We start from the raw sequence: 18007 nt of genomic DNA on the forward strand, positions 1-18007 counted from the left end.
ATCTTGACCACCTACGGATACAAGTGTATCCATTCGGAAGTGGATACATTTGTATCCGAAGGTGGTTTTCTAGCAGAGGAAAAACAATGTTCGTCCCGATTCTTGCCTATCTTCTGGACCGCTTACCTTTCGGAAATTCGCTGCAAGGGATTTCACGAAGGCAACTAAGCAACCTCATGTGGCAGAATAAAGCGCCATCCTGGCATGAATATGCTATCATCAACCGTAAATGGAGAAGACACGCCTGCACAGCCTGCCGATGGTTGAATGCCGTGCTGCCTAAGAATTCCTCAATTTTTGAACCGGGGTGCGGCAGTGGCGCTAATCTGCTCTGGCTGGGGCAGCAAGGTTTTCAACGGCTTTATGGGTCCGATATTTCGGTCGGCGCGCTTGAACTCGGACAAAATCTGGCTTCGCTGCTTTCGCTTCCACTGGAAGTATGGCATGATGACGGACTGAACCCCGCTCATGTGCCGACGGAATTGGACGGCATTTTATCCGTCAATTGGCTTTATCATATTCCCGGAGCCTCACTGGGCGCTTTTCTGGCGCGCTATCGTTGCGCGCTGAAAATCGGCGGCTATCTCGCATGCGATATGGTCACCCGGCATTACGACCGGGTTCCAGGCAATACATGGCACACTAAAGACAAAAATTTACCGGAGGAAAAGCGCAGGCCTTCAGAGTATACCCTGCGCCTGGATGAGCCTGAGATCCGATGCGTGGCTTGCAGAAACGGCTTTGCTGTTGTCAAATCCACCTGTTTCACATTCAGCAGGCCACAGCGTGCGGTATATCTGTTACGGCGGGTAGAGTGACAGCATTGCCGGAACGACAAGAGGCCGGGGCATAGCCCCGGCCTCTTTTACATTCAATCACTTCCGCAGAGCGGATTATGCCATATCCTCGGTGAGCACCATCTGGCGCGCGGCCGTGGTTTCGTCCAGGCGGCGCACCGGCAGGCTGACGGGCGCATCCGTCAGGCTTTGCGGATCGGCCTTGCCCTGGGCGATGATCTCGTGCAGAGCCTCCACGTAGGCGTCCAGGGTTTCCTTGCTCTCGGTTTCCGTGGGTTCGGCCATCAGGCATTCCTTGACGATCAGCGGGAAGTAGATGGTCGGCGCGTGGAAGCCGCGATCCAGCAGGCCCTTGGCAATGTCCAGCGCGCGCATGCCTTCGGGCGCGGAGGCCACAAACTCATGGGCGCAGAAGCGGTCGGCATAGGGCACGTCCAGCACGTCTTCCAGGCGTTTTTTGAGGTAGTTGGCGTTGAGCACCGCGTATTCCGACGCGCGGGTCAGGCCTTCGCCGCCCAGGCGCAGCATGTAGGCCAAAGCTTTGACCACCACGCCGAAGCTGCCGTAGAACGGCCCCATATAGCCGATGGACTGCGGCAGATTGTAGTCGAGGCGGTAGCTGCCGTCCTCGCGCAGGGCCACGCGCGGCGCGGGCAGGAAGGGCAGCAGGCGTTCGCCCACGCCCACCGGGCCTGCGCCAGGGCCGCCGCCGCCGTGCGGGGTGCCCAGGGTCTTGTGCACATTGAGGTGCACCACGTCAAAGCCCACGTCGCCCACGCGCATCTTGCCCATGATGGCGTTCATATTGGCGCCGTCGTAGTAGAGCAACGCGTCCACCTTGCGCAATTCTTCCACAATGCGCGGCAGATGCAGCTCCATGAGCCCCAGAGTGTTGGGGCAGGTCATCATCAGACCGGCCACATCCTCGCCGTGCTCGGCAATGGCCGCGATCAGGGCTTCCGGGTCCACCATGCCATCGCGGGATTCGATGTTCACGGTCTCAAACCCGGCCAAGGCGGCAGAGGCCGGATTGGTGCCGTGCGCCGCGTCCGGGATGAGCATCTTTTTGCGGTTGCGGCCCTTGGCCTTGTGGTAGGCGGCGATGAGCTTGACGCCCGTGAACTCGCCGTTGGCCCCGGCCATGGGCTGGAAGGTGAAGGCCTTCATGCCCGTGAGTTCGCACAGCCAGCGCTCGGCGTCATAGAGGCATTGCAGCGCGCCCTGCGTGCAGGCCGCCCCGCGCGAAAGCTGGGCCAGCATCGGGTGCAGGCGGCTGAAGCCGGGCAGCGCGGCCACGTATTCGGTGAACTTGGGATTGTACTTCATGGTGCAGGAGCCAAGAGGATAAAAATTGGCGTCCACACTGTAGTTGAGCTTGGAAAGCCCGGTGAAGTGACGCACCACGTCCAGTTCCGAGCATTCGGGCAGGCGGGGCGGAGCCTTGCGCAGCAGGTTGGCGGGCAGCATCTGCGCGGCCTTGGGCGCCTCGGATTCTATCTCCCAGGCGCAACGGCCGGGCACGGATTTGGCGAAGATGGTTTTCACAGCAGACCTCCCACGGTTTCGGCCAGAAAGCCGATCTGGCGGCGGCTGTTGAACTCGGTGCAGGCCAGCAGCAGCACGTTTTCCATGCCGGGATAATAGCGGCCCACGGGATAGCCCGGCACGCAGCCATGGCTGGTGAGCGTGTCCACCAGGGTTTCGGCGGGCATAGGCAGGCGCAGGGCCACCTCATTCCCGAAGGGCGCGTCGTTGAGCAGCTCCACGCCCTTGAGGGCCGTAAGCCGTTCCACGGCATAGCGGGCCAGAGCCATGTTGTTTTCCGCCAGGCGCGTCAGCCCGGCCGGTCCCAGCAGGCTCATGTGGATCAGGGCTCGCAGGGCGCAGAGGGCCTGGTTGGAGCAAATGTTGGAGGTGGCCTTGGCGCGGCGGATGTGCTGCTCGCGGGCCTGCAGGGTCAGCACGTAGCCGGTCTTGCCGTCCAGATCCGTGGTGCGGCCCGCGATGCGGCCGGGGAACTGGCGGATGTGCTCCTTGCGGCAGGTCATGACGCCCAGGTAGGGGCCGCCGAAAGAAAGCGGCTGGCCCAGACTCTGGGCCTCGGCCACGGCCACGTCGGCCCCCATTTCGCCGGGGGTCTTGAGCACGGCCTGCATGACCGGATACACGGAAATGATCCCGAAAGCCTTGTGCGCGCGGGCCGCGGCGAAAAGCTTGGTATAATCGGCCACCGCGCCGAAGAAGTTGGGATTCTGCACCAGCACCGCCGCGCATGTGTCGTCCACGGCGGCCATCAGCCCGGCCAGGTCGCTCACGCCGTCGCGCTGGCGCACGGTCTTCAGTTCCAGGTCCAGACTGGACATGTAGGAGGCCAGCATGACCCGCCAGATGGGGTTCACGGCCTCGTCCACCACCAGCACGCGCCGCCGGGTGGCGCGCACGGCCATCATGGCCGATTCAAACAGGGCCGTGCCGCCGTCGTAGACCGAGGCGTTGGCGCAGTCCATGTCCAGCAGGCGGCTGACGGCGGTCTGAAACTCAAAAATGGCCTGCAAGGTGCCCTGGGAGCACTCGGCCTGATAGGGCGTGTAAGCGGTGTAGAATTCGCTGCGTCCGGCCAGGGCGTCCACGGCCTTGGGAATCTGGTGGGCGTAGTAGCCCGCGCCCAGGAAGGAAATCATATCCGGACGGTTTTTGGCGGCCAGATCCTCAAAATAGGCGCAGACCGCGGCCTCGCCCTGCCCTTTGGGCAGGTTGAAGCTTTGGGGCCGCATGTCCGGCGGGATGTCTGCGAAAAGATCATCCAGGGTACGCACGCCGACCACGGAGAGCATTTCCTGAAGGTCGTCCGGCGTGTGGGGAATGTAGGGCATAACTACTCCTCGTCTCTGAGCGCGCTTGCGGCGATCCGCCCAAAGGCTGCCTCTCTAAAAAGATGAATTTTGTTCCCTGGCAGGAAAGCGCCCTTCGTGGCCCAGGGAGAGCACTTTTCTCGTACAGCCCTGGGCCACGAAGGGCGCTTGGCGCAGTCCAGGGGACAAAAAGGCGCTTTCGGGAGCAGTTCACGCATACCATGCGCCAGCCGCGGGGCAAGGATTTTCCTTAAAAATCCTTGCCCCGAAATGCGCGCAGACGGGTTTTCCCCGCCGCGAACAAGCATTTCAAGCGTAAATGCTCCAACAAAGCGGCCCAGTACAATGTCACACATAAAACTTCGTTTTCTGTGTGAGGATAGCTTCGCCGAAAAACCTGGTTTTCGGCTCGCTCACGCCGCCTTCGGCGGCGCGCCGGACTTTCGTCCGGCGGCAGTATCCCGTAACTTTATGCGTTAGCAGGATACTAGTGGGCTTCAGTGGCGCAAAACGCCTCATACGCCGCCGCGTCCATCAGGCCTTCCGGCGTGCCGGACAGCTTAACGCGCACCAGCCAGCCTTCGCCGTAGGGATCGCTGTTGCATTTTTCCGGGGCGTCCTCCAGAACGGCGTTGACCTCCAGCACTTCGCCGTTCACCGGCGAAACCAGGTCGCTGGCGGCCTTGACCGACTCCACGGAGCCGAATTCCTTGTCCGCGGCCAGGGCGTCGCCGGCCTGAGGCAGTTCCACATAAGTAATGTCGCCGAGGGATTCCTGAGCGAAAGCGGTGATGCCGATGACGGCCTGATCGCCTTCCAGACGAGCCCATTCGTGGCTTTTGCTGTAGAGAAGACCGGCGGGAGCGTTAGACATGGTGTTTCCCCTTTATCTGATGAAATATGGTTGTTTTTTGGGAACAAAAGTCTGCGCGCGGGCACAAAGGACCCGTGCGTCACTGCAATTTTTTACGGGCCGTGCCTTCCTTATAGAAGGGCAGCTCCACGCGGCGGGCCGCGAGCTCGTTGCGGGCCGTGCGGACTACGAAATCCTCATGCGCGGCCTGCGCCTCATCCACCCAGGCAAAGGCGATGACGCAGCCCAGCGATGGCGCGAAGGAACCGCTGGTCACCCGGCCCACCTCGGGGCCGCCGGGCAGGGCCAGGGCGTCGCCGTGACGCGCGGCGCGGCGGCCTTCAATGCGCAGGGGCACCAGCACTTCACGCACGCGCTGCGCGCCCTCCTTGCCCACATAATCCGCCGTGCTGGTCAGCATGCGCCCCATGCCGGCCTCGGCCGGGGAATGCCTGTCGTCCAAGTCGTGCCCGTACAGGGGCAGCCCGGCCTCCAGGCGCAGGGTGTCGCGCGCGCCCAGGCCCACGGGCTTGACCCGCTCGTCCTTGAGCAGGGCCGTCCAGAAGGCTTCGGCCTTGTCCCAGGGCAGGTACAGTTCAAAGCCCAGTTCGCCGGTGTAACCCGTGCGGCTGACCAGCAGGGACGCGCCGTCAAAGCTCGTTTCCCGGAAGCCGAAATAGGGCAGGTCGTGAAAATTCTCTTTGAGCAGGGCTTCCAGCACATCCACGGATTCCGGCCCCTGCAGGTCGATCTTGGCCGTGGCGGCGGAAAGGTCGGTGAGGGCCACGCCCTGGGGCAGGCGTTCGCGCAGGGCCGCGAAGTCCCCGGCGGCGCAGGCCGCGTTGACCACGATCATAAAGGCGTCCGGGCCGAAGCGGTAGACAATGCAGTCGTCCAGCACGCCGCCTTCGGCGTTGAGCAGGAAGCCGTAGCGGCACTTGCCCGGTGCGAGGGTAGCCAGATTATGGCTCACCGCGCGGGACAGGGCCGCATCCGCGCCCGGGCCTTCAATGCGGAATTCGCCCATATGACAGATGTCGAAAAGACCGGCATGCTGACGGGTGTGCTGATGCTCGATCAAAATGCCCTCATACTGGATGGGCATGAGCCAACCGGCGAAGGGAGCCATTTTGGCCCCGTGCGCCTCATGCCAGGCGGTGAGCGGCGTACGCAGTTCCGACATGGATTCTCCTTTGCTGCAGATCTTCAAACGCGGCCGAAGCGGCCACAGCCCGTCGCCGCAGCCTGTGATGGGCGCGTGTACGTTAGCATGTCCGGCGGCGGGGCACAAGAAGCCGAAAGCGCCGACCCGGAGTTGCCAAGCTGACCTGAGCGTATTGACCCTTGGCCCGGATGGAGCCATAAAAGGCCATCCGGGCCGCGCACGCGCCGCCTTTTCCGACAGACGCTTTTGGGAAGCATCAATGCTCAAAATCCGCCACCTGCACGTTCCCGTTTTTTTGACCGGCGTATTGCTCACGCTTGTCCTTGTGACCTATTCCGCATGGTCCACGGCCAACCAACGGCGGGCGGACGCCCTGCGTACCGCCGAAGTTTACAGCGCCCGCCTGGAAACGCTGCTCAACGCGCTTTTTCACAAAACGGACGTTCTGGAATCCATCATCATTGCCGAACACGGCGCGATGCCTGAGGACGTCTTCCACGATCTGGCCAGATCGCTGTCCGACGGCGAGGGCATCCGGGCCATCCAGTATCTGCCTGACGGCGTTGTGACCTACTGCTATCCCCGCGAGGGCAATGAAGCCGTCATGGGCACAAGCGTCTTCACCAATCCCAAACGCCGGGCCGACGCCCTGCTGGCCGTCAACAGCCGCGGCACGGTGCTGTCGGGGCCGTATGAGCTCAGCCAGGGAGGTCTGGGCCTGGTGGCCCGCAATCCCATTTTTCTGACCGATGCCGACGGGCGGGAAAAATTCTGGGGCTTCGCAGTGCTTATTCTGGACCTGCCCGACGCCCTGAAGCCCGTCTTTCTGGACGCGCTGCAACAGGAGGGTTACGCCTATCGCCTGTACAGCCAAGGAGAAGCCGGCCGCCACCAGACCATTGCCCAAGGCGGCGTACTGCCCGCCGGTTCGGGCGTCGATTACGGCATCAAGGTGCCCAACCATGTCTGGACGCTGAGCCTGGCCCCGGAAGGCGGCTGGATCAACATGGCGGAACTGTCGCTGCAACTGGGGCTGGGTTTCTTCATCAGCGGCCTGTGCGCGGTGCTGGCGCACGAACGGCGCGAAAAGGAACGCCTGCTGCGCCGCACCGCCGAAAGCGACGACCTCACCGGCCTGTTCAACCGGCGCAAGCTGGGCGAGATGGTCGACGCGCGCCGCAACGCCCCGCAGGCCGCGCCCTTTCTTCTTCTCTATATGGATCTGAACGGATTCAAGGCCTGCAACGACACGCTGGGGCACTTTTGGGGGGATGTCCTGCTGAAGGCATTCGCGCAACGCATGCGCTCTGCTCTGGGGCCACAGGCCGGGCTGGCCCGGGTGGGCGGCGACGAATTCGCCGCTCTGATCGACGCGGATCAGGGGCAGGCCGCGCTGCCGGATTTGCTCCGGCGCATTCAGCAAAGCCTGCGCGAGCCGGTCATGCTGGGCGACGCGCCCCAGCGGATTTCCTGTAGCGTGGGATGGGCGGAATTTCCTGGCGAAGGCCGGGATTACGACACGCTGATGAAAAAGGCGGACGCCCGGATGTACGAAGAGAAACGACGTTACAGAGCCGGAGAAAAGCATCCGGAAACCGGAGTCTGAGCCGGTCTCCGGAGCATATAACTTGCGCCGGGCAAAGCCCGCCTGCGCGCATTTTACGGCACGGTTTGCAGACAAATCCGTGCCGGGCAGCTGACGCATGAAACGCGTCAACTGCGCTATTCCACAAAAAAACGGCGCGTTTCTTCAGGATCGCAGCCGCTGAAATACATTTCCAGAGGTACGTCTTCCAGCGCTTTGGCCAGGGATTCGGAATCATACCTGAGCCCGGCGAACATATTTTCCAGTTCCCCGATCTCGGCATTGGCGAAAAAATCGCCGTAAATCCGGCAATCCGCAATATGACCGTTGCGCACGCCCAGCCGCAGATTCACGCTTCCCCATGGGAAACGGCGGCGCTTTTCCTCGGTGAAGGCCGGCGAAGCGCCGTAATTCCAGTTCCACTGCCGGTACTTGCTTTCAGCCAGGGCCTGGGCCGCTGCGTAATCCCGCATGTCCAGACGGGCCGCGCCGTCGGCGCAATGACGCAACAGGCAGCACTTGAGACTGCCCATGTCCGTGCCCGGCGCCCAGCACTCGGAAAGATTGCGCACCCTGGCTCGCACCGACGCCACGCCCTTGGAACGGATTTTTTCCGGGTCCACGTTCAGGGCTTCGCTCAGGCGCTCGAAATCCACATTCACCAGCAGAGTGCCGTGGTGCAGGACCTTGCCCCTGTGTATCCTCTGGCCGCTGCCCGAAACCTTGCGCCCGTCCACCTCCAGATCGTTGCGGCCCGAAATTTCAGCCCGCACGCCCACATCGCGCAGGGATTCCCGCACCGGCTCCAGATAGCGCCTGAAATCGACCTTTTCCAGCCCGTGCGCGTTTTCAATAAAGGAAAAATTGAGGTTGCCCGTATCGTGATATACCGCGCCGCCGCCGGTGATGCGCCGCACCACGGGCAGATTTTCGCGTCGCACGAAATCGGCGTTGATTTCCTCGGAGGTGCATTGATGGCGGCCCACGATAATGGAAGGACCGTTCTGCCAGAGCAGAAAATAACCGGGATGCTCCAGAGGCAGGGAAAGAAAAAGCTGTTCCTCAAGGGCGAGATTGAAAGCGGGATCAAGCGAAGAAAGCGTGAGAAAATCCATATAAACCTCTGGCACTTGCTATACTCCGCCCGCCCGGAGGGGTCAAGAAAATGCCGTCGCGCGGCCGGAAGGCAATCAGCTTTGATTCTTTAATCCCCGCCAGCATGCCCGGCGTAGTCCGGAAGTGAGCGAGGAGCCGGGGTTGCGGGAAGGAGGCCTATTCGTCCTCCCCCAGCAGACCGGCCAGCGCGGCTGCGTCCGCCGAGCCTTTTTCCAGAACACGCCGCACCCGTCCCCGGCTCAGAACCACAATGCGCGCGGCCAGACGCACAGCCTGTTCCGGACTGTGCGAAACCACGATCAGCGGATAGCGCCCGGCCAGGCGCAGCAAAAGCTCTTCAATGTCCGCAGCGGCGCGCACATCCAGCGAAGCCGTGGGTTCGTCCAGCAAAAGGACGGCGGGTTCCAGAGCCAGAGCCCTGGCCAGGCAGAGCCGCTGCTGCTGACCGCCGGAAAGCCGTTCAGCCGGCAGGTCCAGACGGTCGGCCACCTCCTCCCAGAGGCCCACATCCGTGAGAGCCCGGCGGACGCGCTCCTCGATTTCCGTGGCGGGCGCTCCGGCCACCACCTTCAGAGGCAGGGCGATATTGCGGGCCACGCTGACCGGCAGCACGTCGGGCGTCTGAAAAACCATGCCCACCAGACGGCGGATCTCGTTCAGCGGACGGGGCCGCACGCCGGAACCGCCGTAGACGGGCTCCAGGCCGCGTCCCAGGTCCAGCTCCACCCGGCCTGTGGTGCGGCAACCGGGAAAGGTCTCATTGAGACGGTTCAGGGACCGCAGCAAGGTGGTCTTGCCCGAACCGGAACGCCCGGCCAGTACCGTGATCCCGGCGGCGGGCACGCAAAAATCCACCTCACGCAGCACGTGCCGCGCACCAAAAGAAACGTGCAACCCGCTGACGCGCACGGCGATGTTCATGCTTCCCCCTGCCAGCGGCGGCGGAAACGGGCTTCCAGAAGACGGGCGCAGACCAGCAGGCCCGAGGCCAGCAGAAGCAGGACCAGTGCCGCGCCGAAACCCCGGAGCAGTTCTTCCCGGCTCTGGTACTGGGCCGCCGTGTAAAATATGGAAAAGGACAGAGCCTCGAATTTGGCCCCCAGGCCGGCGGGCAGGCCCGCGTTGGCCACCACGCCGGTCAGCATGATCACCGCCGTGTCCTCGGCGGCCCGGCCCAGGGCCAGGATCACGCCGCCCCGGATGCCGGGCGCGGCGGCGGGCAGCAGAATATGCCGGGCGGCCTGCCGCCGGGTGAAACCCAGAACCGAAGCCGTGGTCCGCAGACTTGGAGGCACGGCCTCCAGAGCCTCGCAGGTGGCTGTCACCAATACGGGCAGCACCAGCAGAGCCAGACAGGCGGCGGCCAGCAGCAGGGAGGTATTGGCGTCGGGCCAGAAGGTGCGACGCAGAAAAAGAATCAGGGTGAAACCGAACAGGCCCATGACGATGGACGGAGTTCCGGCCAGCACGTCCATGGCCAGGCGGATGCGCGCGGCACGGCGCGCCGACGCGAATTCGACCAGGTACAGGCCGCAGCCCACGCCCGGGAATACAGCCAGCGACACGGTAAGCCCCACCAGGCAGGCCGTGCCCGCGCAGGCGGGCCAGAGTCCGTCCCAGACGGCCTGACGGCCCAGCAGGGCGTCCAGGGCCGGGACATCACCGAAAAAGAGCCGCATCCCCAGTTCCGGCAAGCCCTTGAACAGCAGAAAAACCAGCAGGCCGCCCACGCCCAGACAGAGCGCCAGGGCGCAGCCGCGCAGCAGCCAGCGCAGAAAAATATCGCCCGAAACGGCGGACAAGCCGCGCCGCTTCACGAGCCGACCTCCGCACGCGGCCGGGAGCGCGCGCCCAGACGGCGCAGGGCCAGACTCGCCCCGGCGTTGACCAGCAGCAAAATCAGACCGGCCACAAAAAGGGAATTATAGGCCGCGCCGCCCACTTCATTGGCTGTGACCAGGGCCATGTGCGCGGTGAGCGTGCGCAGGCTTTCCGTGAGACCGCCGGGAACCTGGGTGGCGTTGCCGGCCAGCATGAGCGGAATGAGCGTGTCGCCCACGGCCCGTCCGAAACCCAGCACGGCCGCGGCGGCCAGATTGCGCCCGGCTTTGGGCAGCACAAAAAGACGCAGCAGATCCAGACGGGAAAAACCCAGCGCCTGCCCCCAGGGGCAGAGCCGCTCCAGCCGGGGGGCGAGGCCCGCCTCCAGCACCAGAACCATGGTGGGCAGAATCAGCAGGGTGAGCATGATGCCAGCGGCGAGCAGGCACATGCCCGTGCCGCCCAGAGCCGTGCGCACAAGCGGCGTCAGCAGAAAGACGGCCGCAAAACCATAGACCACCGTGGGAATGGTGGTCATAAAGCGGATCAGGCCCCCTGTCAGGCGCGTCAGCGGCCGCGCGGCGCGGGCTTCTTCGGTGAGCAGCCAACAGCACAGGCCCAGGGCCAGAGGCCAGCCCGCGCAAAGGGCGAAGGCCGCCAGGGCCAGGGAGCCCAGGCACATGGGCAGAATGCCGAAATGCCCCTGATAGGGCTGCCAGAGCCACTCCAGGGGCCAGCCAGGGCCGGGCCGGAGCAGGGCGGGCAGGGCCGCCGCCAGCACCATGGCGAACAGCAGCGCCACCCCGCATACGGCCAGGACGGCGGCCAGACGCATGCTCCAGCCCGCGCGGTCGCCCGGCTCCAGCGCCGGACAGCCGCAAGAGGCGTCCGGAAAGGAGGCGGCAATGGCGGACGCGGCCGGGGCGACCGGAAAAGCCGTGATCTCCCCGGCCGCCTTGGCCGTATGTTCCCTATTTTTTCTCATAGGGAATATAACCGGCCTTGGCCACAATCTCTTTGCCGGCAGGCGAATAGATATAGTCCACAAAGGCTCTGGTCAGGCCCTGAGGTTCGCCCTTGGTATTCATGTACAGCAGGCGGGTCACGGTGTACGAGCCGTTGGCCGCGTTTTCCTGCGAAGGCTTCATGCCGTCCACGCTCAGGCCCCGGATGCTTTTGTCCAGATGTCCGATGCCCACATAGCCCACGGCATTGGGGTCCTGCGCGATGGCCGTTTTCATGGCCCCGTTGGAATTGACCACATTGGCCCCGGCGGCGGAGCTTCCCTTGTCCAGCGCCCGTTCCTCAAAGGTTTCGCGCGTGCCGCTGCCGTCTTCACGCACATAGAGGGAGATGGACGCGTCCGCGCCGCCCACGTCTTTCCAGTTGGTGATTTTTCCGGCAAAAATGTCCTTGAGCTGAGTCTTGCTCAGGCCGGAAACCGGGTTGCCGGGATTGACGGCCACAGCCACGCCGTCGATGGCGAAAGGAAAGCTGACCAGGCCGTACTTCTGAATCTCGGATTTCTTGAGCGCGCGGCCGGTATTGCCGATCTGGACCAGCCCCTCGCCCGCCTTCTGCACGCCCACGCCCGAGCCGCCCCCGGCCACGGTGATGCGGATGTCCGGATTGGCCGTCATGATCCGCCGGGCGGCGTCTTTCATCACCGGGATGTGGGCCGTGCCGCCCGCGATGTCGAGATTGCCCTTCTGTCCCTTGAAGGCGTCAAGGGAATCGGCCGCCAGAGCCACGGAAGCGCTAAACGCGAGGCAGGCCAGCGCCATAAGAAAACGTTGCATGAGACTTCTCCTGTGTTACGGTGTGCATGACCGAGCGCCGGAAGAATTTCCCGCGCCCGGCCGCTGCGAAAAAGGCATGACGCCGCCGCGCCGTTGCCGGTGGAGGAGGAGCCGTCGTCATGCCTGGCGCGACCGCAATATGGAGGAAAGCCCGGCCGCTAAAGGATGAAGGGAGACATCCAGCCCCACCCAACGGCCGGTCAGGTGACGCCGGTACGCGCGCGCATGCCGTTTGCCCCGCCCGGAACAAGGGCGGCGCGTGGCCTTTCGGCATGAAGGCCGCAAAAAAGATTACAGCATGCGTACATAGGTGGATTCCTACGCGGGCCGGGGCCGGGAGTCAAGACGGCGGCCCCGCGGCGCGCGGGTTTTCAGCATGCCGCTTCCAGGCCGAAAAAACGCCGCGCGTTTTTCCCGCAGGCCAGCCAGAGATCCTCCGGCGAAACGCCGCGCGCCTCGGCCACGGTTTGGGCGGTGAACACGGTCAGGGCCGGTTCGTTGCGCCTGCCGCGCCAGGGCACGGGCGCAAGATAGGGGGAGTCGGTTTCCAGCAACAGGCGGTCCGCCGGAATCAGGGCCACGGCCTCGCGCAGCGCGGCATTGGCCGGGTATGTCACCGGGCCGGGCACGGAGATATGCCAGCCGTTGTTCAGGATGCGCCGGGCCAGAGCCGGGCCGCCGCCGAAGCAGTGCCAGAGCAGCGGATAGCCCGCAAAACCGCGCGCCTCAAGGGTCATCAGGCAGTCGTCTTCCGCGTCGCGGCAGTGGATGACCAGCGGGACATCCAGCTCGCGGGCCAGGTCGAGCTGCTCGGCAAAGGCCTTGAACTGCAATTCCCTGGGACAATCCTGCCAGTGGAAATCCAGGCCGATCTCGCCCACGGCCCGCAGGCGCGGCTCCGTGGCGAAGGCCATGCGCATGGCCTCCAGGCTTTCCGGCGTGCAGCGCTGCCCGTCGCAGGGGTGGATGCCCAGCAGAAAAAAGACCTCCGGATGCCGGTCAAACACAGCCCGGCGCGTGTTGAAATCCTCCGGGCCCAGAAAGACGTTGCCCACGCCGGACAAACCGGCGGCGCGGGCACGGGCCAGAACATCCTCCCGGTCCGGGCCGAATTCCGGCCCGTCCAGATGGGCGTGACTGTCCACCCCGCCCGACGGCAGAGCCCGGGTCAGGGGGTCGATGCGTTCGGTTTTTTTGTGTCCCATGCGTACCTCGCGCGGAAACATAGCAACGGCGCGCGGGAGAGGCAAGGTCGGCATTGCCAGCGGCGGCCGTTTGGACTAGAATCCGTCCGTTTGAGAACAAACTGTCGTTTTGCCGCGTCAAGCGTCCACAGGCGGCTTTCCGCCTCAGCTTTTTCCGGGGGAAACATGCATCTGCGTAAACGGGTTCTGGTCACCGGCGGTTCGGGCTTTCTGGGATCGCATCTCTGCGAACGCCTGCTTGATCAGGGGCACGAAGTGCTCTGCGTGGACAACTTTTTTTCCAGCGCGCGGGCCAATGTGGAAGCGTTCATGGACAACAGGCGTTTTGAACTCATCCGCCACGACGTGACCTTTCCGCTCTATGTGGAAGTGGATGAGATATACAATCTGGCCTGCCCGGCCTCGCCCGTGCATTACCAGCACGACCCGGTGCAGACCATCAAAACCTGCGTGCATGGGGCCATCAACATGCTGGGCCTGGCCAAACGGCTGGGCGCGCGCATTTACCAGGCTTCCACCAGCGAAGTGTACGGCGATCCCGAGGTGCATCCGCAGACCGAGGACTACTGGGGCCATGTGAACCCCAACGGCATCCGCTCCTGCTACGACGAGGGCAAGCGCTGCGCCGAAGCCCTCTTTTTCGCCTATCTGCGCCAGGGCGGCCTGCCCATCAAGGTGGGACGCATCTTCAATACCTACGGTCCCAAAATGCATCCCAACGACGGCCGGGTGGTGTCCAACTTTATCATCCAGGCCCTGAAAAACGAGCCCATCACCATTTACGGCGACGGCAGCCAGACCCGTTCCTTCTGCTATGTGGATGATCTGGTGGAGTGCATGCTGCGTTTCATGGCCTCGCCCGTCGACTTCACCGGCCCCATGAACATGGGCAATCCCGGCGAGTTCACCATCAGGGAACTGGCGGAAAAAGTGGTGGCGCTGACCGGCAGCCGTTCGATCATCAGCTGCGAGCCTCTGCCCGGCGACGACCCCAAACAGCGCCGGCCCGATATTTCCCTGGCCCGGAAGATGCTGGGCTGGGAACCCGTGGTGCCGCTGGAAGAAGGCCTCAAAAAAACTATCGCCTACTTTGAAGACCAACTGAGGCAGGGGCTGGCCTAAGCCGACGCCGTAGCCACGGAAAAGCGCATGGAACTGTTTCTCACGGCCCTCCTGATTCTGTCGGCGGCCGCGTTGGCGACGGCTCTGCTGGCGACGCTGGCTTCCTTCCGTCCGCCCAGCGCCGCCAACTGTCGCGCGGCCAATTGCCTGGGCTCCTGTTGCGCGGCTCTGGGCTGTCTCACGGGCCTTTGCGCCGTGGCCGCCGGTCCCTGGGACACGACCATGGTTCTGGAACTGCCCTGGGGTCTGCCCATCGGCGCTCTGGTTCTGGGCCTTGACCCTCTGAGCCGCATCTTTCTGTTGCCGGTCTTCGGCCTGGGCATGGTCTGCGCCCTTTCCGGCGGCCTGTCCCTGCGCCATACCTCGCCGCGCGAGCACAACCTGGGCGCGCACTGGTTCTTTTACCTCCTGCTCCTGCTGGGCATGGCTGTGGTCATGAGCGCGCGCGACGCCGTGCTCTTTCTGCTGGCCTGGGAAATCATGTCCCTGGCGCCCTTTTTTCTCATCGACTTTAACGACGGCGACAGCAAGGTGCGTGACGCCTCCTGGGTTTATCTGGTGGCCGCGCATCTGGGGGCTGTGGCCCTGATCGCCTTTTTCGGCCTGCTCTGGCAGAGCGCCGGAACCACGTCGCTGGCCGCCCTGCAGGGCGGCGCGGCCCTGCGCGCAGCCGGTCCCGGCGTCCTCACGGCGCTGTTCATTCTGGCCGTGCTGGGCTTTGGAGCCAAGGCGGGCCTCGCGCCCCTGCACGTCTGGCTGCCCGAGGCCCACCCCGCCGCGCCCGGCCATGTGTCGGCCCTGCTGTCCGGGGCCATGATCAATGCCGGGCTCTACGGCCTGATCCGCAGCCTGAACGTGCTGTCGGCTCCTGGGGCCGCGCCCGAATGGTGGGGCTGGAGCCTGTTGCTGCTGGGCCTGGCCACCGGCCTCATGGGCATTCTGAAAGCTCTGGCGCAGAGCAATCTTAAACGCCTGCTGGCCTATTCCAGCGTGGAGAACATGGGCCTCATGTTCATGGGCGTGGGGGCCGGGCTTATCGGCCAGACCTCCGGCAATGCCTGGATCGCCCTGCTGGGTTTCGCGGGCGCGCTGCTGCACATGCTCAACCACGCGGGATTCAAGGGTCTGCTTTTCCTCTGCGCGGGCGAAGTGCTGCACGCCACGGGCACGGTGCACATGGAACTGTTGGGCGGCCTGCAAAAACGCCTGCCCCTGCTGGGCGCGGCCTTTGCCCTGGGCGCGGCGGCCATTGCCTGCCTGCCGCCGCTGAGCGGCTTTGCCGGAGAGTTCGTGCTGGCCCTGGCCATGCTGGACGGTCCCGCGCTGCCCGGCGTGGAACGGCAGATAGGCCTGCTGCTGGCCCTGGCCGGTCTGGCCCTGATCAGCGGCCTGGCCGCCGCCCTCTATGCCAAAGCCTATGGCATCACCTTTCTGGGCGAAGCGCGCACGGGCTTCGCGGCCAACGCCCATGCCATGTCCTGGCGCACGCTCTGGCCTCTGGCCCTGCCCGCCCTGGCCTGCGTGGCGGGCGGCCTGCTGGCCCCGCTCTTTTTCGGCCTGGCCTCGCTCACGGCTCTGAACGCGGCCCCCCTGCCCGACGGGCTGATTTCCGGCGCGCTGGAGGTCAAGGCCCAGGCGCAGAGCAGCCTGGGCATGGTCTCCCTGCTGGGCGCGGCGGGCCTCTGCCTGGCTCTGGCCCTCCTGCTGGGCCGCCGTTTTCTGCTGCGGCGGCGCGGCGCGTCAGGCGCGCGGACGGCACAGTCTGTACAGACATGGGGTTGCGGCTTCCAGGCAGGCACGGCGCGCATTCAATATACGGACGCCTCCTTTTCCGAACCTCTGGCCAAGGTTTTCGCCCCGGTCATGGGCCTCAAGGTCCGCCGCCATCAGGTAAGCGGTCTTTTCCCCAGCCGCGCGGCCCTCAACGTGACCGCGCCGGACCGCCTGCGCAGCGGCCTGTTCACGCCCCTGTTCGAGGCTGTGGAGCGCCTGTGCAATGCCTGCAAAATCATCCAGCACGGCAAAATCCACCTCTATATCCTCTATATCCTGGCCACGGTGGTAGGCCTGCTGGTCTGGGGGCTGCACACATGAATCAGGGCACGGCCTTTTACCTCCTTCAGCTCTTCCTGGCGCTGATCCTGGCCCCGCTGCTGCCCGGCATCATCAACCGGGTCAAAGCCAAATTCGCGGGCCGCCGGGGCAAGCCCCTGCTCCAGACATACTATGATCTGGCCCGCCTGCTGCGCAAAAGCGAAGTGGTCGGCCGCACAGCGACCTGGACCTTTGCCGCCGGTCCCGGCGTGGCCCTGGCCGCAACGCTCTGCGCTCTGGCCCTGCTGCCCCTGGGCGGCGCGGCCTCGCCTCTGGGCTTCGGCGGAGATTTTCTGCTGGCCGCCTACCTGCTGGGCATGGGACGCTTCGCCCTGGTTCTGGCGGCTCTGGACACCGGCTCATCCTTTGAAGGCATGGGCGCCAGCCGCGAAGCCGCCTTTTCGGCCCTGGCCGAACCCGTGCTCTTTCTGGCCTTTCTGGTGCTGACCAGCCTGAGTCTTGACCTCGGACGGCACACGGGACAGGGCATGGAGGCCGCAGCCTTTTCCCTCTCGGCCATGTTCGGGGGGCAGGCCGCGGGAGCATGGCTGGCGGGCCGCGCGGAACTGCTGCTGGTGCCGGCGGTCTTCTTCGTGCTGCTGCTGGTGGAGAACTGCCGCATCCCGGTGGATGATCCCAACACCCATCTGGAACTGACCATGATCCATGAAGTCATGGTGCTGGACCATTCCGGCCCCAATCTGGCCATGATCATTTACGGCGCGGCCCTCAAGCTCTGGTTTTTCGCCGCGCTCACAGCCGGGCTGCTGACGCCGCCCCTGCCGCTCTGGCAGCGGGCCGGGCTGTGCCTGCTGATGATCCTGGCCCTGGCCGCGGCCGTGGGCGTGGTGGAATCCGTCATGGCCCGCCTGCGGCTGACGCGCGTCCCCCATCTGCTGGGCGGCGCCGCAGCGCTGGCGTCCCTGGCCCTGATTCTGACCCAGGTGCGATAGGCAAGCGGAGAGGACGATGACGACACTCTTGCCCACCATTCTTTTTCTGCTCCTGCTCAACAACCTGTTGTTGCTGGGCGCGCCGCGCCTGCCGGGCCTGATCCGGCTCACGGCCTTTCAGGGCATTTTGCTGGCCGCGCTGCTGCTCTGCCTGGATCACGCCCTGCTGGCCGGGGCCGTGCTGCTGATCAAGGGCCTGCTGCTTCCCGGCCTGCTCACGCGCACCAGAAAAGGCCTGCACGCCGCCACAAGCCTCAAGCCCCGCCTGCACAGGGGACTGGGCATCCTGGCGGGCATGGCCGGACTGGTCTTCTCCCTTTGGCTGGAAGCCCGGCTGTTCATCCTGCCGGATCTTTTTCCGCCGCTTCTGCTGCCCACGGCCCTGACCACCCTGTTCTGCGGCCTGATTCTGGTGGTGGGACGGACCACGGCCCTCTCTCAGGTCATCGGCTATCTGGCGGCGGAAAACGGTATTTTTCTGCTGGGCGTACCGCTGATGACCGCCGGCGCGGTCTGGTTTGAACTGGCCCTGTTGCTGGACGTTTTTGTGGCGGTCTTTGTCATGGGCATTGCCATCAACCACATTGGCGAAACCTTTGAATCCATTGACGTGGGGCGCTTTCGCAGCCTCAGGGACTAGACGCG

The 18007-nt window shown here is 64.5% G+C and carries 16 protein-coding genes; 6 read left to right on the forward strand and 10 right to left on the reverse strand.

The genetic code is table 11. The annotated features are described in order from the left end of the window. The first annotated feature begins 86 nt into the window (after positions 1-86). A complete protein-coding gene (locus FYJ44_RS04565) occupies positions 87-818 on the forward strand; it encodes a class I SAM-dependent methyltransferase (RefSeq protein ID WP_154509583.1) in 732 nt (243 codons plus the stop codon). A 75-nt stretch (positions 819-893) separates the two neighbouring features. Here the strand turns inward: FYJ44_RS04565 and gcvPB are convergent, their stop codons facing one another. The 4 genes from gcvPB to gcvT all read right to left on the reverse strand — a co-directional run bounded on the left by gcvPB (position 894) and on the right by gcvT (position 5685). Then, the gene (gene gcvPB / locus FYJ44_RS04570) at positions 894-2342 is read right to left on the reverse strand and encodes an aminomethyl-transferring glycine dehydrogenase subunit GcvPB (protein WP_287704023.1); all 1449 of its coding nucleotides are present in this window, start codon (positions 2340-2342) and stop codon (positions 894-896) included. Continuing rightward, positions 2339-3670, reverse strand: coding sequence for an aminomethyl-transferring glycine dehydrogenase subunit GcvPA (gcvPA, locus tag FYJ44_RS04575; RefSeq protein WP_154509585.1), 1332 nt, complete (start codon positions 3668-3670; stop codon positions 2339-2341). Before gcvPA ends, gcvPB begins: the two co-directional genes overlap by 4 nt. A gap of 466 nt (positions 3671-4136) precedes the next feature. Then, positions 4137-4523: a glycine cleavage system protein GcvH gene (gene gcvH / locus FYJ44_RS04580; protein WP_154509587.1), complete on the reverse strand. Its 387-nt coding sequence runs from the start codon at positions 4521-4523 to the stop codon at positions 4137-4139. A gap of 79 nt (positions 4524-4602) precedes the next feature. Beyond that, entirely contained in the window at positions 4603-5685 is a 1083-nt protein-coding gene (gcvT, locus tag FYJ44_RS04585; RefSeq protein WP_154509589.1) for a glycine cleavage system aminomethyltransferase GcvT, read from the reverse strand. A gap of 241 nt (positions 5686-5926) precedes the next feature. Between gcvT and FYJ44_RS04590 the strand changes: the two genes are divergently transcribed. After that, positions 5927-7273, forward strand: a complete 1347-nt coding sequence (locus FYJ44_RS04590; protein WP_154509591.1) for a sensor domain-containing diguanylate cyclase — start codon at positions 5927-5929, stop codon at positions 7271-7273. A 116-nt stretch (positions 7274-7389) separates the two neighbouring features. Here the strand turns inward: FYJ44_RS04590 and FYJ44_RS04595 are convergent, their stop codons facing one another. The 6 genes from FYJ44_RS04595 to FYJ44_RS04620 form a co-directional block, all read right to left on the reverse strand. Then, the gene (locus FYJ44_RS04595) at positions 7390-8367 is read right to left on the reverse strand and encodes a lipoate--protein ligase (RefSeq protein ID WP_154509593.1); all 978 of its coding nucleotides are present in this window, start codon (positions 8365-8367) and stop codon (positions 7390-7392) included. A 157-nt stretch (positions 8368-8524) separates the two neighbouring features. Then, positions 8525-9289 (reverse strand): phosphate ABC transporter ATP-binding protein, encoded by a 765-nt coding sequence (locus FYJ44_RS04600; protein ID WP_154509595.1) that lies wholly within the window; start codon positions 9287-9289, stop codon positions 8525-8527. Further along, the gene (locus FYJ44_RS04605) at positions 9286-10185 is read right to left on the reverse strand and encodes an ABC transporter permease subunit (RefSeq protein WP_374042586.1); all 900 of its coding nucleotides are present in this window, start codon (positions 10183-10185) and stop codon (positions 9286-9288) included. The genes FYJ44_RS04600 and FYJ44_RS04605 overlap by 4 nt, the downstream gene beginning before the upstream one ends. Continuing rightward, complete coding sequence (locus FYJ44_RS04610; RefSeq protein WP_154509597.1) at positions 10182-11174, reverse strand: PstC family ABC transporter permease; 993 nt, start codon at positions 11172-11174, stop codon at positions 10182-10184. The genes FYJ44_RS04605 and FYJ44_RS04610 overlap by 4 nt, the downstream gene beginning before the upstream one ends. After that, a complete protein-coding gene (locus FYJ44_RS04615; protein ID WP_154509599.1) occupies positions 11161-11988 on the reverse strand; it encodes a phosphate ABC transporter substrate-binding protein in 828 nt (275 codons plus the stop codon). Before FYJ44_RS04615 ends, FYJ44_RS04610 begins: the two co-directional genes overlap by 14 nt. Positions 11989-12359: 371 nt before the next feature. Further along, positions 12360-13193: a TatD family hydrolase gene (locus FYJ44_RS04620; RefSeq protein ID WP_154509601.1), complete on the reverse strand. Its 834-nt coding sequence runs from the start codon at positions 13191-13193 to the stop codon at positions 12360-12362. Between the two features lie 165 nt (positions 13194-13358). Between FYJ44_RS04620 and FYJ44_RS04625 the strand changes: the two genes are divergently transcribed. From FYJ44_RS04625 to FYJ44_RS04640, 4 genes are read left to right on the forward strand one after another with little or no spacing between them, the layout of a single operon-like run. Next, positions 13359-14315: a UDP-glucuronic acid decarboxylase family protein gene (locus FYJ44_RS04625; RefSeq protein ID WP_154509603.1), complete on the forward strand. Its 957-nt coding sequence runs from the start codon at positions 13359-13361 to the stop codon at positions 14313-14315. Between the two features lie 27 nt (positions 14316-14342). Beyond that, positions 14343-16409 carry a proton-conducting transporter transmembrane domain-containing protein gene (locus FYJ44_RS04630; RefSeq protein ID WP_154509605.1) on the forward strand — a complete coding sequence of 689 codons (2067 nt, stop codon included), beginning with the start codon at positions 14343-14345 and terminating at the stop codon, positions 16407-16409. Beyond that, positions 16406-17362 (forward strand): respiratory chain complex I subunit 1 family protein, encoded by a 957-nt coding sequence (locus FYJ44_RS04635; RefSeq protein ID WP_154509607.1) that lies wholly within the window; start codon positions 16406-16408, stop codon positions 17360-17362. Before FYJ44_RS04630 ends, FYJ44_RS04635 begins: the two co-directional genes overlap by 4 nt. A gap of 16 nt (positions 17363-17378) precedes the next feature. After that, the gene (locus tag FYJ44_RS04640) at positions 17379-18002 is read left to right on the forward strand and encodes a hydrogenase-4 component E (protein WP_154509609.1); all 624 of its coding nucleotides are present in this window, start codon (positions 17379-17381) and stop codon (positions 18000-18002) included. The last annotated feature ends 5 nt before the right edge of the window (positions 18003-18007 follow it).

The sequence above is a fragment of the Desulfovibrio porci genome (genome assembly GCF_009696265.1).
GTDB lineage: Bacteria > Desulfobacterota > Desulfovibrionia > Desulfovibrionales > Desulfovibrionaceae > Desulfovibrio > Desulfovibrio porci.

Coding starts and splice junctions, on each gene's coding strand:
- FYJ44_RS04565 (WP_154509583.1), top strand. CDS start 87: ATGTTCGTCCCGATTCTTGCCTATCTTCTGGACCGCTTACCTTTCGGA.
- gcvPA (WP_154509585.1), bottom strand. CDS start 3,670: ATGCCCTACATTCCCCACACGCCGGACGACCTTCAGGAAATGCTCTCC.
- gcvH (WP_154509587.1), bottom strand. CDS start 4,523: ATGTCTAACGCTCCCGCCGGTCTTCTCTACAGCAAAAGCCACGAATGG.
- gcvT (WP_154509589.1), bottom strand. CDS start 5,685: ATGTCGGAACTGCGTACGCCGCTCACCGCCTGGCATGAGGCGCACGGG.
- FYJ44_RS04590 (WP_154509591.1), top strand. CDS start 5,927: ATGCTCAAAATCCGCCACCTGCACGTTCCCGTTTTTTTGACCGGCGTA.
- FYJ44_RS04595 (WP_154509593.1), bottom strand. CDS start 8,367: ATGGATTTTCTCACGCTTTCTTCGCTTGATCCCGCTTTCAATCTCGCC.
- FYJ44_RS04600 (WP_154509595.1), bottom strand. CDS start 9,289: ATGAACATCGCCGTGCGCGTCAGCGGGTTGCACGTTTCTTTTGGTGCG.
- FYJ44_RS04610 (WP_154509597.1), bottom strand. CDS start 11,174: ATGAGAAAAAATAGGGAACATACGGCCAAGGCGGCCGGGGAGATCACG.
- FYJ44_RS04615 (WP_154509599.1), bottom strand. CDS start 11,988: ATGCAACGTTTTCTTATGGCGCTGGCCTGCCTCGCGTTTAGCGCTTCC.
- FYJ44_RS04620 (WP_154509601.1), bottom strand. CDS start 13,193: ATGGGACACAAAAAAACCGAACGCATCGACCCCCTGACCCGGGCTCTG.
- FYJ44_RS04625 (WP_154509603.1), top strand. CDS start 13,359: ATGCATCTGCGTAAACGGGTTCTGGTCACCGGCGGTTCGGGCTTTCTG.
- FYJ44_RS04630 (WP_154509605.1), top strand. CDS start 14,343: ATGGAACTGTTTCTCACGGCCCTCCTGATTCTGTCGGCGGCCGCGTTG.
- FYJ44_RS04635 (WP_154509607.1), top strand. CDS start 16,406: ATGAATCAGGGCACGGCCTTTTACCTCCTTCAGCTCTTCCTGGCGCTG.
- FYJ44_RS04640 (WP_154509609.1), top strand. CDS start 17,379: ATGACGACACTCTTGCCCACCATTCTTTTTCTGCTCCTGCTCAACAAC.